Annotated in this window: 13 protein-coding genes and 1 pseudogene; 8 read left to right on the top strand and 6 right to left on the bottom strand. The window is 60.6% G+C overall.

Annotation, left to right across the window (positions count from 1 at the left end):
* Positions 1-111 precede the first annotated feature (111 nt).
* Complete coding sequence (locus tag ACTJK9_RS26700) at positions 112-3,543, top strand: dermonecrotic toxin domain-containing protein (protein ID WP_440817334.1); 3,432 nt, start codon at positions 112-114, stop codon at positions 3,541-3,543.
* Between the two features lie 15 nt (positions 3,544-3,558).
* On the opposite strand, the gene ACTJK9_RS26695 is transcribed toward ACTJK9_RS26700, so the two are convergent.
* Positions 3,559-4,353, bottom strand: a complete 795-nt coding sequence (locus ACTJK9_RS26695) for an IclR family transcriptional regulator (RefSeq protein ID WP_440817332.1) — start codon at positions 4,351-4,353, stop codon at positions 3,559-3,561.
* 163 nt (positions 4,354-4,516) lie between these two features.
* On the opposite strand from ACTJK9_RS26695, the gene hmgA reads away from it, so the two are divergent.
* The 4 genes from hmgA (at position 4,517) to ACTJK9_RS26675 (ending at position 9,250) form a co-directional block, all read left to right on the top strand.
* Positions 4,517-5,812, top strand: a complete 1,296-nt coding sequence (gene hmgA / locus ACTJK9_RS26690; protein ID WP_221398737.1) for a homogentisate 1,2-dioxygenase — start codon at positions 4,517-4,519, stop codon at positions 5,810-5,812.
* A gap of 3 nt (positions 5,813-5,815) precedes the next feature.
* Positions 5,816-7,120 carry a fumarylacetoacetase gene (gene fahA, locus ACTJK9_RS26685; protein WP_440817329.1) on the top strand — a complete coding sequence of 435 codons (1,305 nt, stop codon included), beginning with the start codon at positions 5,816-5,818 and terminating at the stop codon, positions 7,118-7,120.
* A 12-nt stretch (positions 7,121-7,132) separates the two neighbouring features.
* The gene (gene maiA, locus ACTJK9_RS26680) at positions 7,133-7,771 is read left to right on the top strand and encodes a maleylacetoacetate isomerase (RefSeq protein ID WP_440817327.1); all 639 of its coding nucleotides are present in this window, start codon (positions 7,133-7,135) and stop codon (positions 7,769-7,771) included.
* An 81-nt stretch (positions 7,772-7,852) separates the two neighbouring features.
* Positions 7,853-9,250, top strand: coding sequence for an MFS transporter (locus ACTJK9_RS26675; RefSeq protein WP_085647712.1), 1,398 nt, complete (start codon positions 7,853-7,855; stop codon positions 9,248-9,250).
* Here ACTJK9_RS26675 and ACTJK9_RS26670 read toward each other — a convergent pair.
* The gene (locus ACTJK9_RS26670; RefSeq protein ID WP_064593470.1) at positions 9,174-9,977 is read right to left on the bottom strand and encodes a SirB1 family protein; all 804 of its coding nucleotides are present in this window, start codon (positions 9,975-9,977) and stop codon (positions 9,174-9,176) included. The two genes, ACTJK9_RS26675 and ACTJK9_RS26670, sit on opposite strands and share 77 nt — an antisense overlap.
* Before the next feature lie 184 nt (positions 9,978-10,161).
* Between ACTJK9_RS26670 and ACTJK9_RS26665 the strand changes: the two genes are divergently transcribed.
* Entirely contained in the window at positions 10,162-11,181 is a 1,020-nt protein-coding gene (locus ACTJK9_RS26665) for a Glu/Leu/Phe/Val dehydrogenase family protein (protein ID WP_085611379.1), read from the top strand.
* A gap of 167 nt (positions 11,182-11,348) precedes the next feature.
* Here the strand turns inward: ACTJK9_RS26665 and ACTJK9_RS26660 are convergent.
* A pseudogene (locus ACTJK9_RS26660) lies at positions 11,349-11,606 on the bottom strand (YebG family protein); the annotation flags it as partial.
* A 293-nt stretch (positions 11,607-11,899) separates the two neighbouring features.
* On the opposite strand from ACTJK9_RS26660, the gene ACTJK9_RS26655 reads away from it, so the two are divergent.
* Entirely contained in the window at positions 11,900-12,400 is a 501-nt protein-coding gene (locus ACTJK9_RS26655; protein WP_007957255.1) for a phosphate-starvation-inducible protein PsiE, read from the top strand.
* Here ACTJK9_RS26655 and ACTJK9_RS26650 read toward each other — a convergent pair.
* The 3 genes from ACTJK9_RS26650 to ACTJK9_RS26640 all read right to left on the bottom strand — a co-directional run bounded on the left by ACTJK9_RS26650 (position 12,397) and on the right by ACTJK9_RS26640 (position 15,655).
* Entirely contained in the window at positions 12,397-12,714 is a 318-nt protein-coding gene (locus ACTJK9_RS26650; protein ID WP_085611380.1) for a DUF3509 domain-containing protein, read from the bottom strand. The genes ACTJK9_RS26655 and ACTJK9_RS26650 overlap by 4 nt on opposite strands.
* Positions 12,715-12,913: 199 nt before the next feature.
* Positions 12,914-14,215 (bottom strand): HAAAP family serine/threonine permease, encoded by a 1,302-nt coding sequence (locus ACTJK9_RS26645; protein WP_085611381.1) that lies wholly within the window; start codon positions 14,213-14,215, stop codon positions 12,914-12,916.
* 63 nt (positions 14,216-14,278) lie between these two features.
* A complete protein-coding gene (locus tag ACTJK9_RS26640) occupies positions 14,279-15,655 on the bottom strand; it encodes an L-serine ammonia-lyase (protein ID WP_440817321.1) in 1,377 nt (458 codons plus the stop codon).
* A gap of 135 nt (positions 15,656-15,790) precedes the next feature.
* Here ACTJK9_RS26640 and ACTJK9_RS26635 point away from each other — a divergent pair, with 135 nt between their 5' ends.
* The gene (locus tag ACTJK9_RS26635; RefSeq protein ID WP_011332523.1) at positions 15,791-16,738 is read left to right on the top strand and encodes a LysR substrate-binding domain-containing protein; all 948 of its coding nucleotides are present in this window, start codon (positions 15,791-15,793) and stop codon (positions 16,736-16,738) included.
* The last annotated feature ends 27 nt before the right edge of the window (positions 16,739-16,765 follow it).

Genomic DNA, 16,765 nt, shown 5'->3' with positions numbered 1-16,765 from the left:
TATTGAAATAGGTGGTGGCTTTCGTTTTTTAATTGGATGGGTGATCTTCGCTCCTGTTGTGAAAGTGGCATCAAGTTACTTTCTATTTTATAAAGCAACGGAGTGTTTTAAATGGGTGCGATCGCTAAGAATTTATTTGTTGATCCGGTCTTGAGAAATCCGGATGGTCAAGTGGCATTGGATAATGCCAGGCATGCCGGGGATAAGCTGAGGGAGCTTCTGGAAACTTCTCCTTCCTTGAGGGAAATTGTACGAGCCCATCTCTCGGAACAGTTCAGCTGGCTCGGCACGTCTCTTGATGTGGAGAAGTTATATATCAATGCCGGCAACATTCAGGATGGGATCGAGAGCCGGCCGTCGGGTTCGATACTCGATGTGTTTATGCAGTGTCTGGAGCGCGGAGTTGACCTGAATTATATTCAGGGAAATGACTTTGTTTATTTCAGTCCGGGGACGACTGATGCACGATTGAGAGTCGAATCCATCAAGATCACGCAAGTCGAGACCGTTCTGTTGCACGCTTTGCAGCAATTGGCAAGTTATCAGGCGAATGCACTTCGAGAGTATTGGAACAGCCCGGTTCACAGCCAGTCCGAAGCGTCGACATCTCGAAAGATATCGCTGGAGACGGCGTTTGCCGAAGCCTTGCAGGCCGAGTTGGCCTTGACCCAAGTTGCCGGTTCGCTCCGGGACTACCAGGCGCTGCGCGCCGCCGAGTTGCTGAAGGCCCGGCCACCCGGTGCATTCAAGATCAGTATCCGTTCGACGTCCGGACGTGCGCAGGATCTGGTCTCTGGCTTCGTCATGTCCTATTCCGCCATCGCGTCTTCCGAGATCAAGCTGTCCAGCGACGCTTATGGCTGGTTTCTTTATACGCCGGACAACGGTTTTGAGTATTTCTCCAGCAGTTCCGATCTGCATGCCGCAGTCTGCGGCCGACTGGCCGTGGCGCCTGATGCGATTACGTATCCTGCATTGTCGGTGAGCGTGTCCTCGCACTGTGTGGACAGCCGGCTGAAGGATCAGGAAGCGCAGTTTGCCGCGCGCCTCAGATCCAGTGAACAGCGCGAAGAGGGATTTGTCCGCGAACTGGAAAATATTCAACAGGTTTTTGCGATGCATGCCGATCTGTTCCGGCGGATCAGCGCGTTGCGAATACTGGTTAAGCGCCAGGAGTGGCCAGACTGGGTGAAGTCGGCCAGCGAAACGGTACGCCATACCTACGAAGCTCTCGAGGTTTCGAAGGCGGGATATGAGTTCGAGTATGCCCAAGTATTCAATGGGCTGTTTTCGCTACGTGATTTCGCCGTGAACAGTTTTGCCGGCTGGTGTGAAAGCGCATTGGGCATGCGTCTCGATCCGGATGCGATCAACGTCCACAGTCTGTACCGGATCAACGTCGGCGGACGCACGATCGAGCAGGAGGATACTCGCACGTTGACCGAGTTTATCGTCATCGGCCTGCATGATCCCGCCAACCGTTCGACCTTGCGTATCGAAGGCGCTCCGGCGGACAGCGGGTTGACCGTCGCCAGACTTGAAGGCTGGCTGTCCAACCGGGATCTGCGCGTGGAGTTCAGCAGGTCCCTGCCCCGCGATACCCCGCAGGCGTTTCGCGAGGCCTACTATAACTACTTGCACAGTCAGGCGGAGTTCGCGCTCTACTTCGCCCGACACTCTGCACGTTTCAATGAAGCCGACGTTGAGTTGATCACGCGCACCTTGCAGGGTGATCCTGCGGTGGAAATTCGCGGAGTAAAACTGAAATACCGGCCTTCGATTTTGCAGAACGTGCTGCTGTTCGTGCCGCGCACAGCGAGGACCCGTTACGCACTGATAAAAATGCCTCACGGCCAGTTTGAATGGGTGAAGTTCGCCGACATCTACCAGTTCATACGCTGGCTGGAATCCATGTTGTCTGATAATCGTGCCTATGCCGAATCGTTGATAGCGCCGGACGAGCTGGTTGCTGCCGGCCAGTTGATGGGGGGCGGGAAAACACCCCTGTACTACATGTATGAACTGGATCCGGTGCCGGGACTCATTGGACTGCATGCCAGTGAGCCATTATTCAGTCATGGTGAAGTGGCGTACGCGAGTGAGGCCGCCCGTGTTCGAGCGTTGGCGCCGGCGGCCTATACATATGCCGGACCGCAGGCGTGGCAAACTTATGCTCGCCTCAGCACTGAACTCCGGGCATTGTCGATGGTGGATTCCCGGGAGAACGGCTATCCGACTTTCGAACAGTTTTCCCGTGATCTGATCAAGGGGCGGATTGAAGAGGTGCTGCTGTCGCGTGGTCAGAAGGTTCAAGTCGATCCTGACAAAATCATGATCCAGACCGACGACTTTCATCTGGATCTGACCACTGTCCTGATCGAGGAGCGCCACTTTGAAGTCCCCGCCACACCTGGCCGAACGATTGATGAAAACCCCAGGTTCTATGTGACCGGTGGTCATCCTTCGATTGAAAAACTGGATATAAGGGATCTTTCGAGCTGGTCGAAAACCTTGCGTCCCGGCGACCATTACACCCGGTTTCTGAAAAGCGATTACCTGGATCGCAAGCATCCGGGCTATGAGTTCAAGCGAGCCGTGCATGCCAGAAAAATACGTTGCGAGATGCGATACGACACCTGTCACCAGCATTACTCAGGTCAACTTTCTCTGGAGGTTTTCAGGGGGATTCAACGCCTGCTCGACAACCTCGTGGAGACCGCGGGTAATGAGAGTTCTCCGTTTCCGTCGAATATTAAAGAGGGGATCTACAAGTTCTGCTTGCCGAACCGGCGAGTCGTTGAAGGTGTTTATATTTTCCGGATCTCGATTTATGGGAAATTCCATGACTACCTTTACACACCCAATGCGCCGGACAGTTTGGCTGTGCGCTCGATCGACGAGTTCGTCGGCTCCATTCGTTTGCGCTACGGGCCAATGCGGGATTACTACGCGGCACGGGTGAAGATTGACGATCGGAAGGTGGTGAACGATTACTTCGACAATCTGGTTGCCACCGTCAACGCCGTCGCACCGCCCGAGCCGGAGGGCGCGATGCGGTTGTTGGGCCTGAATATGCTCCATGACGACCGTATCTATCGCGTTCTGAGCGACATCGACGCACAGACCACGAGCCTGAACGAGGTCATTGCTGGCCTGGTGTACGACAACGTGATTTTTGCCGCCAATCTCATCAGTCTGGTAATTCCCCCGGTCGGGGTGGTCGTGACCGCCGTGGAAGTGTTCAAGAGTCTTTACGACGGTGCCAGAGCCTATGAGCTGGGCGATTACTCGGCGGCCCTTGGACATGGTAAATCCGCACTGATTGGATTGGTGAGTCTCGGTAAGGCAGCCGCAGCCGGCAAAGCGGTCAAGGTCACGTCTGCTCAAAAGACCTTGTTTGACCTGGGCAAGGACGCCCGGACCGTGGTGGGCTGGATGTCTCAGGCCACCGGACAGAAGCTGGGAGAAAAGCGCCTGATCGAAATCATCGATCAATTGATGAAAGATCATCAGAGCCGCAAGAGTCAGACCACCGTCCTGTGACAGGCGGATCGAGCCTCAAGCGTTTAGTGCTTGAGGCTCATGACCCATCCGCCAACTCACGGCCCGCGTCGCAGCCAATAACCGCTGCGCCGCCGGGCCGTTTTCGTCGGCGTGGAACAACGATGTCGGGCCGACGATGGTCAATACCGCCGCGACCTGCCCGAGGGCGTTGAACACCGGTGCCGACAGGGCATCGACGCCTGGCATCAGCAAGCCGTGGACATGATGCAGACCGCGTTCGCGGATCTGTTCGCACAATGCCTCATAAGCTTTTTCGTCCGCCAGCGGATGGCCGCCGACGGCGATTTCCTGTTCGCGCAATTCATCGGTTTCCCGATGCGGCAGGTAGGCGCCGAACACCAGACCGGTGGAGGAACTGAGCAACGGCAATACCGAGCCCAGTTGCGTCACCACCGTCACCGCGCGCACCGCCGGTTCGATGTGCACCACGGTTGCGCCCTGATTACCCCACACCGCCAGGAAACAGGTTTCGTTGAGTTCGTCGCGCAGCTCGGCCAGCGGCAGGGCAGCGACTTTCAGCACGTCCATACTGTTGAGTGCGGCCAGGCCCACGCGCAGCGCTTCGCGGCCGAGGCCGTAGTGGTTGGTGGCGGTGTTCTGTTCGGCGAAACCGCTGGCGATCAAGGCCTGCAGATAACGGTGAACCTTGCTCGCCGGCATCTGCACATGTTCGGCCAGGCGCGACAGCGAAGTGGACGGTGACAACTCGGCCAGGGCCTTGAGGATGTCGGTGCCGACTTCGGCGGAGCGGACTTTCTGTTTGCCGTTGCTGTCGCTGGTTTTTTCCATGGTGCTGCCGTGTCCCGGAACGAATGGGCGTCTTTATAGCTTGACGCTCGATAGCGAGCAAATTACGTTATGCGTAATTGAATTACGATAAAAACAACCCCGGCGTGCCAAGACCTCCGATCCAGAGCGTCCGGCCATGCCGACTCCCTGTTCAGGAGGCTCCATGAACCTCGATTCAGCCCTGGCTTACCAGTCCGGTTTCGGCAACGAATTCAGCTCCGAAGCGTTGCCCGGCGCACTGCCCGTCGGCCAGAACTCCCCGCAGAAAGCCCCGTACGGTCTGTACACCGAACTGTTCTCCGGCACCGCATTCACCATGACCCGCAGCGAAGCGCGGCGCACCTGGATGTACCGGATCCAGCCGTCGGCCAATCACCCGGCATTCGTCAAGCTGGAGCGGCAACTGGCGGGCGGCCCCTTGGGTGAAGTGACTCCCAATCGCCTGCGCTGGAACCCGCTGGACCTCCCGACCGAGCCGACCGATTTCATTGATGGTCTGGTGAGCATGGCGGCCAATTCCGCCGCCGAAAAACCGGCCGGCATCAGCATCTATCACTATTGCGCCAACCGCTCGATGGAGCGCGTGTTCTTCAACGCCGACGGCGAGCTGCTGCTGGTGCCGCAACTCGGGCGCCTGCGCATCGCCACCGAACTGGGTGTGCTGGAAGTGGCGCCGCTGGAAATCGCCGTGTTGCCACGGGGCCTGAAATTCCGTGTCGAACTGCTCGATCCGCAAGCACGCGGTTACGTCGCCGAGAACCATGGCGCGCCACTGCGCCTGCCGGATCTGGGGCCGATCGGCAGCAACGGCCTGGCCAATCCACGGGACTTCCTGACCCCGGTCGCCGCCTACGAAAACCTGCAACAGCCGACCACCCTGGTGCAGAAATTCCTCGGCCAGTTGTGGGGCACTGAACTCAATCACTCGCCGCTGAACGTGGTCGCCTGGCACGGCAACAACGTGCCGTACAAATATGACCTGCGCCGCTTCAACACCATCGGCACCGTCAGTTTCGATCACCCGGATCCGTCGATCTTCACCGTGCTGACCTCGCCGACCAGCGTCCACGGTCTGGCCAACCTCGACTTCGTGATCTTCCCGCCGCGCTGGATGGTGGCCGAGAACACCTTCCGTCCGCCGTGGTTCCACCGCAACCTGATGAACGAATTCATGGGCCTGATCCAGGGCGAGTACGACGCCAAGGCCGAAGGTTTCGTGCCCGGCGGTGCGTCCCTGCATAGCTGCATGAGCGCTCACGGCCCGGACGGCGAGACTTGCACCAAAGCCATCAACGCGGACCTCAAACCGGCGAAGATCGACAACACCATGGCCTTCATGTTCGAGACCAGCCAGGTGCTGCGCCCCAGCCGCTTCGCCCTCGACTGCCCGCAACTGCAATCCACTTACGACGCCTGCTGGGCCACGCTGCCCGCCACGTTCGACCCGACCCGGAGATAACCCATGACTCAGAATTCCATCACCCGCAGCTGGGTCGCCTCGGCCAACGGTCACGCGGATTTTCCGTTGCAGAACCTGCCGCTGGGCGTGTTCAGCAACGACGGTTCGGCACCGCGCGCCGGCGTGGCGCTTGGTGAACACATCTTCGATCTGCAAGTGGCGTTGGAGGCCGGGCTGTTCGACGGCGCCGCGCGCAGTGCTGTCGAAGCCATGCGCGGCGGCCAGTTGAACGCCTTCTTCGAGCTCGGCCGCGACGCCCGCGTTGCCCTGCGCGAGCGTCTGCTGGAACTGTTCAGCGAAGGCAGTACCCATCGCGGCAACATTGAAGCCCAGGGCGCAAAACTGCTGCCACTGGCCGCCGATTGCCAATTGCACCTGCCGGCACGCATCAGCGACTACACCGACTTCTACGTCGGCATCGAGCACGCGCAGAACGTTGGCAAACTGTTCCGCCCGGACAACCCGCTGCTGCCGAACTACAAACACGTGCCGATCGGCTACCACGGTCGTGCGTCCACGGTGCGCGCCTCCGGTGCCGACGTGCGCCGTCCGAAAGGCCAGACCCTGCCAGCCGGCGCGACGGAGCCGACCTTCGGCCCGTGCGCACGGCTGGACTATGAGTTGGAACTGGGGATCTGGATCGGTCAGGGCAACGAGATGGGCGAGCCGATCGCCATTGGTGACGCCGCTGAACACATCGCCGGTTTCTGCCTGCTCAACGACTGGTCGGCCCGTGACATCCAGGCCTGGGAATACCAGCCGCTCGGCCCGTTCCTGTCCAAGAGCTTCATCACCAGCGTCTCGCCATGGGTGGTGACTGCCGAAGCGCTGGCGCCATTCCGTACCGCGCAACCGGCGCGTCCGCAAGGCGATCCGCAGCCGCTGCCATACCTGCTCGACAAGCGCGATCAGGATGGCGGTGCCTTCGACATCGAGCTGGAAGTGCTGCTGCTCACCGAAAAAATGCGCGAGCAGAACCTGCCGGCCCATCGCCTGACCCTGAGCAATACCCGCTACATGTACTGGACCGTTGCGCAAATGGTCGCGCACCACAGTGTCAACGGCTGCCAGTTGCAGGCCGGTGACCTGTTCGGTTCGGGCACCTTGTCCGGCCCTGAAAACGGTCAGTTCGGCAGCCTGCTGGAAATCACCGAGGGCGGTAAAAAGCCGATCGAGCTGGCCTCCGGTGAGGTGCGCAAATTCCTTGAAGACGGCGACGAAATCATCCTGCGCGCCCGCTGCGCCCGCGAAGGTTTTGCCTCGATCGGCTTCGGCGAATGCCGTGGCACCGTGCTGGCGGCACGCTGACAGGAGCGGCTCATGGATCTCTACACCTATTACCGTTCCACCTCGTCGTACCGGGTGCGGATCGCGCTGGCACTCAAGGGCCTCGACTATCAGGCGTTGCCGGTCAACCTGATCGCACCGCCCGGCGGCGAGCATCGGCAACCGGCGTACCTGGCGATCAATCCCCAGGGCCGGGTGCCGGCGCTGCGTACTGACGAAGGCAAGTTGCTGATTCAGTCACCGGCGATCATCGAGTATCTGGAAGAACGTTATCCACAGGTGCCGCTGCTGCCCGAAGACCTCGCTGCCCGCGCCCAGGTGCGTGGTGTGGCGGCGGTGATCGGCTGCGACGTGCATCCGCTGCACAATGTCAGCGTGCTCAATCGCCTGCGTGGGTTGGGGCATGACGAGCCACAGGTGAACGAGTGGATCGGCCACTGGATCAGTCAGGGGCTGGCGACGGTCGAGCAGTTGATCGGCGACAGCGGCTTCTGTTTCGGCGAGTGGCCGTGCGTGGCGGACGTTTACCTGATTCCGCAGTTGTACGCGGCCGAGCGGTTCAACGTATCGCTGGAGGCGTATCCACGGATTCGTCGGGTGGCCGCATTGGCCGCTGAGCATCCGGCGTTCATTGCAGCGCATCCGGCGAATCAGCCGGACACGCCGAAGTAGCATTTGATGGCTCCCGTGCAGCGCACGGGAGCCATTCCGGTTACCCGCAAAAAATCATAAAAACAAAACAGGTACCTTGCGATGCACAACCAGATTGCCAGCTTCCGGGCGGCACTCGACGCCCGTCCTGTGTCCCGCTTTCAGTGGTTGCTCCTGATGCTTCTCGCCTTGCTGCTGGTTACCGACGGCTATGACGCCCAGGTGCTCGGTTACGTGGTGCCGGCGCTGGCGCAGGACTGGGGCCTGGAAAAATCCGCATTCGGCCCGGTGTTCAGCGCCAACCTGCTGGGGCTGACCCTCGGCTCCCTTGCTGTGACGCCGCTGGCCGACCGCTTCGGCGTTCGACGGATTTTGCTCGCCTGTGTGCTGATCTATGCCAGTCTCACCGTGCTGATGGTGTTCGCCGATTCCCTGAATACCCTGATGATCGCGCGCTTCATCTGCGGCATCGGCATGGGCGGTGCGATGCCCAGCGCCATGGCGTTGATGTCGGAATATTCGCCGCCACGCCTGCGCACGCTGATGGTGACGCTGGCGGCCTGCGGTTTTTCCTTCGGCGGGGCGGCGGGTGGTTTTGTCGCGGCGGGTTTTATCGACCGCTTCGGCTGGCAAGCGGTGTTCCTTGCCGGTGGTGTCACGCCGCTGCTGTTGTTTCCGTTTCTCTGGTGGATGCTGCCGGAATCCTTGCCTCGGCTGCTGCGTGACGCTCCACCGTATGCGCGCCTGCGCAAGGTCACTGCGCGGATGCTGCCGGACTGGCAACCGCCCGCCGCATCGGTTGAGCAGAACGAGCGCGAGCAGGGCAGCAAACTGACCGTGGTGGAGTTGTTCCGCAACGGTTACGCCCGCCCGACCTTGCTGATCTGGGCCACGTTTTTCGTCAGTCTGATCCTGCTGTATTTCATGATCAGCTGGCTGCCGTCGCTGCTGCTGGAAAGTGGCCTGAAGCTCAACGAAGCGAACCTGGTGACGTCGATGTTCCTGTTCGCCGGCACACTCGGCGCAATCTGCATGGCGTGGTTCGCCGACCGATTGAAAAGCAAGGTGCGACTGCTGTCCGGCGTGTTGGCCGGCGCGGCGCTGTGCACGATCCTGCTGGGCCTGAATCACGACAACCCGCGCTATCTGGTGGCCTGTGTGTTCGCGGCAGGGTTCTGCATCATCGGCGGGCAACTGACGCTCAATGCGTTCGCCAGCAATTTCTATCCGGCCCACGTGCGCGCCACCGGCACCGGTTGGGCGCTGGGGGTAGGGCGCTTCGGCTCGATTCTCGGGCCGCTGTTCGGCAGCCTGTTGCTGGCAATGCACATTCCGGTGGAGCAGATTTTCTTCTTCTGCGCGATCCCGGCGGTGATTGCGGCGTTGCTGATTATTCAGGTGCGTTCGCCAGCCACTGCCCTGCTCAGTGGACGACTGAGTTCGGCGGCAGATGCCCCAGCCGTTCCGTCAGGCGAAGTCGCTGAATCGGGTCGTCACTGAGCAATAGCGCGTGCTCCAGATCGAAACGCTCGGCGTTCGGGCAATCGAGGCGCTGGTACAGACTGGCCCGGGCCAGATAGTCGGCGGCGCTGGCGTTACCCAGTTCGAGCACGCGCTCGGCATCGATCAACGCGGCGATGAAGTCGTCGTGGGTCAGGTGCAACTGGCGCAGGTTGCGTGACAGGCGCTGAAGCATCTGCACCGGTTCGGCAGTCAGCAGATGGTCGGCGCTGAGTTTCATCTGGTGGCCGTACTGACGGTGCAGCAGTTCACGGCAGTCGTTCGGATACAGACGCCGTCCGCCGCAGGGATCGAGCAGGTGGTCGGCCCCGGGAACCTTAAGCAGGAAATGCCCGGGGAAGTTCACCCCGACCAGCGGAATCTCCAGGCCACGGGCCAGTTCCAGAGCGATCAGTGCCAGCGCCAGCGGCTGGCCGCGTCGGGTCTGCATGACTTTGTGCACCATCGCGGCCTGTGGGCGCAGCGGTATGAAATCATCTTGCGCGAAGCCCAGATCGGTCATCCGCCGCAACAACGGTTGCGCCAGTTCGCTGACTGGCAGCAACGGCAAGCCATAGCTGACCCGCTGTTGCAGCTCCTTGAAGTCCTGCAGCAGTGCTTCGGGATCGACTTGTTTGTCGTGTTCGGCGGCCATCCACAACGCGGCTTCGAACAGCGCGGGCGGTGAACGGTGCAGACATTCGAAAAAACGTTGGCGCGGACTCATCTCAATCTCCGGGGCATGCCTCGTTTTAGCCCCGTCTTTGCCATTCGTCCAGTGCCGGGCCGCTCTGCCATCGGGTTATGCCACAAGCCTCCGATCAGTGGCGGCGCTTATTCCGGCGCGCTTCAGCAATTTTCAGGCGCAAGCCTATACTGGCGTCTACCAGAAGTGATTCGGGAGCCTGCCGATGTTCGCTCTCATGCAAAGCACTCGCCTGGAATCGCTGCACCTTAGCGTTGATCCGGTGTCCGGATTGAAGGCGGTCATTGCCATTCATAACAGTCGCCTTGGGCCTGCCCTGGGCGGGTGTCGTTATCTTGCCTACCCGAACGACGAATCCGCAGTCGAGGACGCCATACGCCTGGCCCAGGGCATGAGCTACAAGGCTGCGCTGGCCGGGCTCGCTCAGGGTGGCGGGGTGGCCGTGATCGTGCGGCCGGCCCATGTGGAAAACCGCGCTGCATTGTTCGAAGCCTTCGGACGTTGCATCGATCAGCTCGACGGGCGCTACATCACCGCCATCGACAGCGGCACTTCGGTGGCGGACATGGATTGCATCGCCCAGCAGACCCAGCATGTCACCAGCACCACCTCCGCCGGCGACCCGGCGCCGCATGCGGCGATGGGCGTGTTCACCGGAATTCGCGCCACGGCCATGGCGCGGCTGGGCAGCGACAACCTAGAAGGCTTGCGCGTGGCGATTCAGGGGCTGGGTAATGTCGGGTTTGCGCTCGCCGAGCAGCTGCACGCAGCGGGGGCCGAACTGCTGGTCAGCGACATCGACCACGGCAAGGTGCAACTGGCGATGGAGCAGCTCAACGCTCATCCGATTGCCAACGACGCTTTGCTCAGTACGCCGTGCGACATCCTCGCGCCGTGCGGCCTCGGCGGGGTGCTCAACAGCCACACGGTCACCCAGTTGCGCTGCTCGGCGGTGGCGGGCTCGGCCAACAATCAGCTGACGCACTTGGACGTCGCCGATCAACTGGAGCGGCGGGGCATCCTGTATGCGCCGGATTACGTGATCAATGCCGGCGGGCTGATCTACGTTTCCCTCAAGCATCGCGGCGAAGAACTGACGACCATCACCGCGCACCTGTCGAAGATCAGTTCGCGCCTGACCGAAGTCTTCGCCCACGCCCAGGCGGAAAAACGTTCACCCGCGCGGGTGGCGGACGAGCTGGCGGAAAAGGTGTTGTACCGCTGAGGTTTGTCCGGACATGAAAAAGCCCCTGAGTCTTTCAACTCAGGGGCTATTCAATTCAGAGGCTTCGATTCAGATGCCGATTACTTCGCAGCCTTCGCCGCTTTTGCAGGTTTGGCTGGCGCTTCTGCCGGTTCGGCCACTTCGGCCGTTTCGGTCGCCACAACCGGTGCCGCCGGTGCGTTGATCAGCTCCGACAGGGCATCAGGTTGGCTCTTGAACGCCCGGGCGAACACATCGCGGTTCTTCGCCATGAAGATCCCGACTTCTTCCACTTGCTGCTCGCTCAACGAAGGAACGGCTTTTTCCAGCACTTCGGCCAACAGTTCGGCCAGTTCGAGCATTTTGTCATGACGGTCAGCTTCGGCTTTATCCATGAACAAGCGCTCCAGATCTCGGCTGCTGCGGTATACCACTTCGACGGCCATTCACCACCTCACATGCCTTCACATTAAGTTGTCTTTGCGACTACTGTATCTATATACAGCGAAAAGGATAAGCGAATCCCTGCGCTTTGGGTAGTGGCTTTTCAATGTAGACCGGATTCGGATTTTGTCAGCCCGACGCCTGCGCACAGGTGCGACCAAACGCCACGGCGCAGGTTTCGCGGCGGCTCGCCATGATGGCGTGGCCTCTTTTCTGCATGCATCTGCGTACGTGCGCAATAACCGTCACGTCCAGCAAGCAACATCCGCTCGAACCGGGCTAAGGAACCTTCATCGTGAAAATCAACTGGGCCGAGAAACTGCGGCAAAACGTGCATCAACTGGCCGAGTCCCTGGGCAACCTGTTCGTCGAGACCTTCCACTATCTGGCGCTGTTCGCCATTGGTGCGGTAACCGCATGGGCGGCGGTGATGGAGTTTCTCGGAATGCTCGAGGAAGGGCACATCAAGATCGATGACATTCTGTTGCTGTTCATCTATCTGGAACTGGGGGCGATGGTCGGGATTTACTTCAAGACCAACCACATGCCGGTGCGCTTCCTGATCTACGTGGCGATCACGGCACTGACGCGCCTGCTGATCTCCAACGTCTCGCACCACAATCCGCCGGACATGGGGATCATTTACCTGTGCGGCGGGATTCTGCTGCTGGCGTTCTCGATCCTGGTGGTGCGTTACGCCTCGTCGCAATTCCCTTCGGTGAAAATCGAGAATCCGCACCGCAAGATCGGCACGGGTTCCAGTGAACATCCGGAAGTGGAGAAGGGCGAACTCTAAAGGCCGGCCGTTGGCCGGGGCTGATGTTTGGCCTGACGCGGTGGCGGAGCGATTCCGTCGCCGCGTGTCATGGCGTCGAGTACCGCCATGGCGCTGTGGCCCTGTTCGATGGCAATGCCGAACTGAATGCTTTGCACCAGGCGTTTGAGGCGCTTGGGGTCATTGCGCTGTTCGGCGCTGATCATCCGCTTGGCGACGATCCGTCCGCTTTTGGAGAGGGTCAGCATGATGCTGCCGTCGAGGCCCTGAATGCTCAGATTGATCTGATAGTCCGGCGCGAAGGCATCGGTAATGATCTGAAAAGGATTGTCCATGATGCGTCACCGCCTGATTGAACGTGCAGTTGTTGACCGGCCTTGATCGGGTTGGTTCGCCAAACCTGACCATCGGCCTTTCCGTGGTCCTGTCTCCTTCAGTGATGTAGCAAGGGACATGCCGGGAATATTGTCGAACAATGAAACCGGCCAAAAAGAAGGCGAGCCCCTGGCTCGCCTTCTTCGTTTGCGGCCCGTTTCAGGGCAGAACCGAGTAGATGATCGCAGACAGTGCAATCAGGCCGATCAACACAACGAACACGTTGGACGCCTGGCCCGAATACTGGCGCAAAGCTGGCACGCGGCGGATGGCGTACATCGGCATCAGGAACAGCAGGCAGGCAATCACCGGCCCACCGAGGGTTTCGATCATGCCGAGGATGCTCGGGTTGAAGGTCGCCACGGCCCAGCAACTGAGGATCATGAACAGTGCGGTCGCACGGTTCAGCCAGCTCGCCGACATCACCCGGCCACGACTGCGCAGGCTTTTGACGATCATGCCCTGGAAGCCTTCGCTGGCGCCGATGTAATGGCCGAGGAAGGACTTGGTGATCGCCACCAACGCAATCAGCGGCGCAGCGTAAGCGATGACCGGGGTCTGGAAGTGGTTGGCCAGGTACGACAGGATCGAGATGTTCTGCGCCTTGGCCGCTGCCAGATCCGCCGGCGACAGCGCCAGCACGCAGCTGAAGCAGAAGAACATCACCGTCACCACCATCATGCCGTGAGCCATGGCGAGGATGCCGCTGCTCTTGCGTTCGGACTGCTCGCCGTAGCGCTGTTTCTGCTCGACGGCGAACGCGGAAATGATCGGCGAATGGTTGAACGAGAACACCATCACCGGGATCGCCAGCCACAGGGTCTTGAGGAACACCGACAGTTCCATCGGTTCTTGAGCACTGGCGAAGAACGCGCCGTTCCAGTTCGGAATCAGGCTGATGCCGAGCAACAGCAGCGCGGCGACGAACGGATAGACCAGCACGCTCATGGCTTTGACGATCACGCTCTGACCGCAGCGGACGATGGCCATCAGACCGAGGATCAACGCCAGCGACAGTACCGCTCGCGGTGGCGGGGCGATGTGCAATTGATGTTCGAGGAAGCTGCTGAGGGTGTTGGTCAGCGCCACGCTGTACACCAGCAGGATCGGGAAGATCGCGAAGAAATACAGCAGCGTGATCAGTTTGCCGGCGCCGATGCCGAAGTGTTCTTCCACCACTTCGGTGATGTCACCGGAGCGGCCCGACAGCACGAAGCGGGTCAGGCCCCGGTGCGCGAAGAAGGTCATCGGGAACGCCAGCAACGCCAGGATCAGCAACGGCCAGAAGCCGCCGACACCGGCGTTGATCGGCAGAAACAAGGTGCCGGCACCGATGGCGGTGCCGTACAGGCCGAGCATCCAGGTGGTGTCGAATTTGCTCCAGCCCTTGTGGGCGGTTTCGGTATTGCGTGTGCGGTCTACAGCGGGATTTTCGGCAGCGGGTGTGCGTACATCGGTCATCGTTTTTGCCTCGTTATTATTCTTGCTCGGGCTCACGTGTTACGGGCGGTCAGGGAGTGCTCCTCAGCACTCCACCCAGCTCACGGCCAGGCCGCCCCGTGAAGTCTCTTTGTATTTGTCATGCATGTCGGCGCCGGTATCGCGCATGGTGCGGATCACCCGGTCGAGAGAAATGAAGTGTTTGCCGTCGCCGCGCAGGGCCATTTGTGTAGCGTTGATCGCCTTCACCGCAGCGATGGCATTGCGCTCGATGCACGGCACTTGCACGAGGCCGCCGACCGGGTCGCAGGTCAGACCGAGGTTGTGTTCCAGGCCGATTTCGGCGGCGTTTTCCAGTTGCTCCGGAGTAGCGCCGAGCACATCGGCCAGACCCGCAGCGGCCATGGCACATGCAGAGCCGACTTCGCCCTGACAGCCGACTTCGGCGCCGGAGATCGAAGCGTTTTTCTTGCACAGGATGCCGACCGCTGCCGCGCCCAGAAAGAACGCGACCACGTCGTCGTCCGACGCGTCCGGATTGAATTTCATGTAGTAGTGCAGAACGGCCGGGATGATCCCGGCAGCGCCATTGGTCGGCGCGGTGACCATGCGCCCGCCGGCGGCGTTCTCTTCGTTGACGGCGAGGGCGAACAGGTTGACCCACTCCATCGCTGACAGGGTCGAACTGATGACGTTCGGCTTGCCGATTTCCAGCAGGCTGCGGTGCAATTTCGCCGCACGACGCGGCACATTCAGACCGCCGGGCAGGATGCCCTCGTGGCGCAAGCCTTGCTCGACGCATTCGCGCATCACCGACCAGATGTGCAGCAGGCCCTGGCGGATCTCGGCGTCGCTGCGCCAGGCCCGTTCGTTGGCCATCATCAGTTCGGACACCCGCAGGTTGTGCTGCTTGCACAGCGCCAGCAGTTCGACGGCGCTGGAGAATTCGTAAGGCAACTCGACGTCGCCGGCCGGCGCTACACCGGATTCGGCTTCGGCCGCTTCGATGATGAAACCGCCGCCGACCGAGTAGTACGTTTGCTCGAACAATTGGCCGGATGCACCGAAGGCTGTCAGCGACATGGCGTTGGGGTGGTAGGGCAGGCTCTCGTCCAGCAGCAGGAGATCGTGCTGCCAGTTGAAGGTGATCGAGCGTTTACCGGCCAGAGAGAGTTGGCCGGTCTCGCGCACTTGCTGGATGCGCGGCTCGATGGTCGACGGATCGATGCTGTCCGGCCATTCGCCCATCAAGCCCATGACCGTTGCGCGGTCGGTGGCATGGCCGACGCCGGTGGCCGAAAGCGAGCCATATAAGCGGATTTCCACCCGCTGCACATCGTTCAGCAAATGCTGGTCGATCAGGGCCTGGGCGAAGGTCGCGGCGGCGCGCATCGGGCCGACGGTGTGGGAACTGGACGGACCGATGCCGACTTTGAATAGATCGAAAACACTGATAGCCATGCTAAACCCTTACAAGCAATGGAGTAGGAATCGCTGCCATTTTTTGTAGGACAAGCGCAATGTCGGCGATACTGCCTACCTCGCTTCAACGTGACTAACGAAACTTCCTAAGTAAGCCTTTAGCAGGACTAAACCATGAGTCGTCAATTGCATGCCCAGACTTACGTCTGGCTGCAGGTGTTTTCCTGTGCCGCGCGGCACCTGTCATTCACCCGCTGTGCCGAGGAACTGCACATCACGCCGGGGGCTGTGAGTCAGCAAATCCGACAGCTGGAAGAGCGACTGGGGTTTCGCCTGTTTCATCGCCGTGCGCGGGGCGTGGAGTTGAGCGCGGAAGGGCAGCGACTGGCGATCACGGTCAACGAGGCTTACGGCAGCATCGACGCGGAATTGCGTCGCCTCGACGCGGGGATGATCAGCGGGATTCTGCGAGTGCGCTCGATTCCGTCGTTCCTCAGCAAATGGCTGACCCCGCGCTTGCCACGCCTGCAACAGCGTTACCCGGACATCCAGTTGCGGCTGGTGGCCGAGGACAGCAGCGTGCCGTTGCATGAAGGGGATTTCGACCTGGCCATCGACCTGAACGACGGCAGCTATCCGGGATTGTTATCCACAGCCTTGCTCGATGAGCAGATTTTTCCGGTGTGCGCACCGGGCCTGTTGCGCGGACGGCCGCCGCTGCACGGGCCGGCGGATCTGGTGCATTTTCCGCTGCTGCACGACATCACCGCCTGGCGCGGCAGCTATGAATACGCGGAGTGGGAGTTTTATCTCAATGCCATCGGTTTCGAGGGCGCGGATGTGCGGCGCGGGCACACGTTCAATCGCAACCACCTGACCATCGAAGCGGCGATTGCCGGCATGGGCGTGGCGATTGCCCGGCGCACGCTGCTCAACGACGAGCTGGAGCGGGGGACGTTGATCGTGCCGTTCGGGATTTCGGTGCCCAATCACAAGCGCTATGTATTGCTTTATGCGCCGGGGGCCCTGAGCCATCCGGGCGTGCGGGCGGTGCATGACTGGCTGGTGGAAGAGGCGGGGATTTTTCGCAGCCTGCACCCGTTGGGTGATGGCCAATTGTGAGCAGATTTTTCGGGGTGGTGGGGCGAC

The organism is Pseudomonas sp. 22082 (assembly GCF_052046055.1).
GTDB classification, from domain to species: Bacteria; Pseudomonadota; Gammaproteobacteria; order Pseudomonadales; family Pseudomonadaceae; genus Aquipseudomonas; species Aquipseudomonas pharyngis.
Note: the sequence above shows the minus strand (reverse complement) of the source record. Positions and strands in the feature narration are given on the sequence as shown.

What these genes read in the sequence shown, in the direction of transcription:
- ACTJK9_RS26645 (WP_085611381.1), bottom strand. Translation starts at nt 14,215, where the DNA reads ATGACCGATGTACGCACACCCGCTGCCGAAAATCCCGCTGTAGACCGC.
- maiA (WP_440817327.1), top strand. Translation starts at nt 7,133, where the DNA reads ATGGATCTCTACACCTATTACCGTTCCACCTCGTCGTACCGGGTGCGG.
- ACTJK9_RS26650 (WP_085611380.1), bottom strand. Translation starts at nt 12,714, where the DNA reads ATGGACAATCCTTTTCAGATCATTACCGATGCCTTCGCGCCGGACTAT.
- ACTJK9_RS26635 (WP_011332523.1), top strand. Translation starts at nt 15,791, where the DNA reads ATGAGTCGTCAATTGCATGCCCAGACTTACGTCTGGCTGCAGGTGTTT.
- fahA (WP_440817329.1), top strand. Translation starts at nt 5,816, where the DNA reads ATGACTCAGAATTCCATCACCCGCAGCTGGGTCGCCTCGGCCAACGGT.
- ACTJK9_RS26695 (WP_440817332.1), bottom strand. Translation starts at nt 4,353, where the DNA reads ATGGAAAAAACCAGCGACAGCAACGGCAAACAGAAAGTCCGCTCCGCC.
- hmgA (WP_221398737.1), top strand. Translation starts at nt 4,517, where the DNA reads ATGAACCTCGATTCAGCCCTGGCTTACCAGTCCGGTTTCGGCAACGAA.
- ACTJK9_RS26640 (WP_440817321.1), bottom strand. Translation starts at nt 15,655, where the DNA reads ATGGCTATCAGTGTTTTCGATCTATTCAAAGTCGGCATCGGTCCGTCC.
- ACTJK9_RS26665 (WP_085611379.1), top strand. Translation starts at nt 10,162, where the DNA reads ATGTTCGCTCTCATGCAAAGCACTCGCCTGGAATCGCTGCACCTTAGC.
- ACTJK9_RS26675 (WP_085647712.1), top strand. Translation starts at nt 7,853, where the DNA reads ATGCACAACCAGATTGCCAGCTTCCGGGCGGCACTCGACGCCCGTCCT.
- ACTJK9_RS26700 (WP_440817334.1), top strand. Translation starts at nt 112, where the DNA reads ATGGGTGCGATCGCTAAGAATTTATTTGTTGATCCGGTCTTGAGAAAT.
- ACTJK9_RS26670 (WP_064593470.1), bottom strand. Translation starts at nt 9,977, where the DNA reads ATGAGTCCGCGCCAACGTTTTTTCGAATGTCTGCACCGTTCACCGCCC.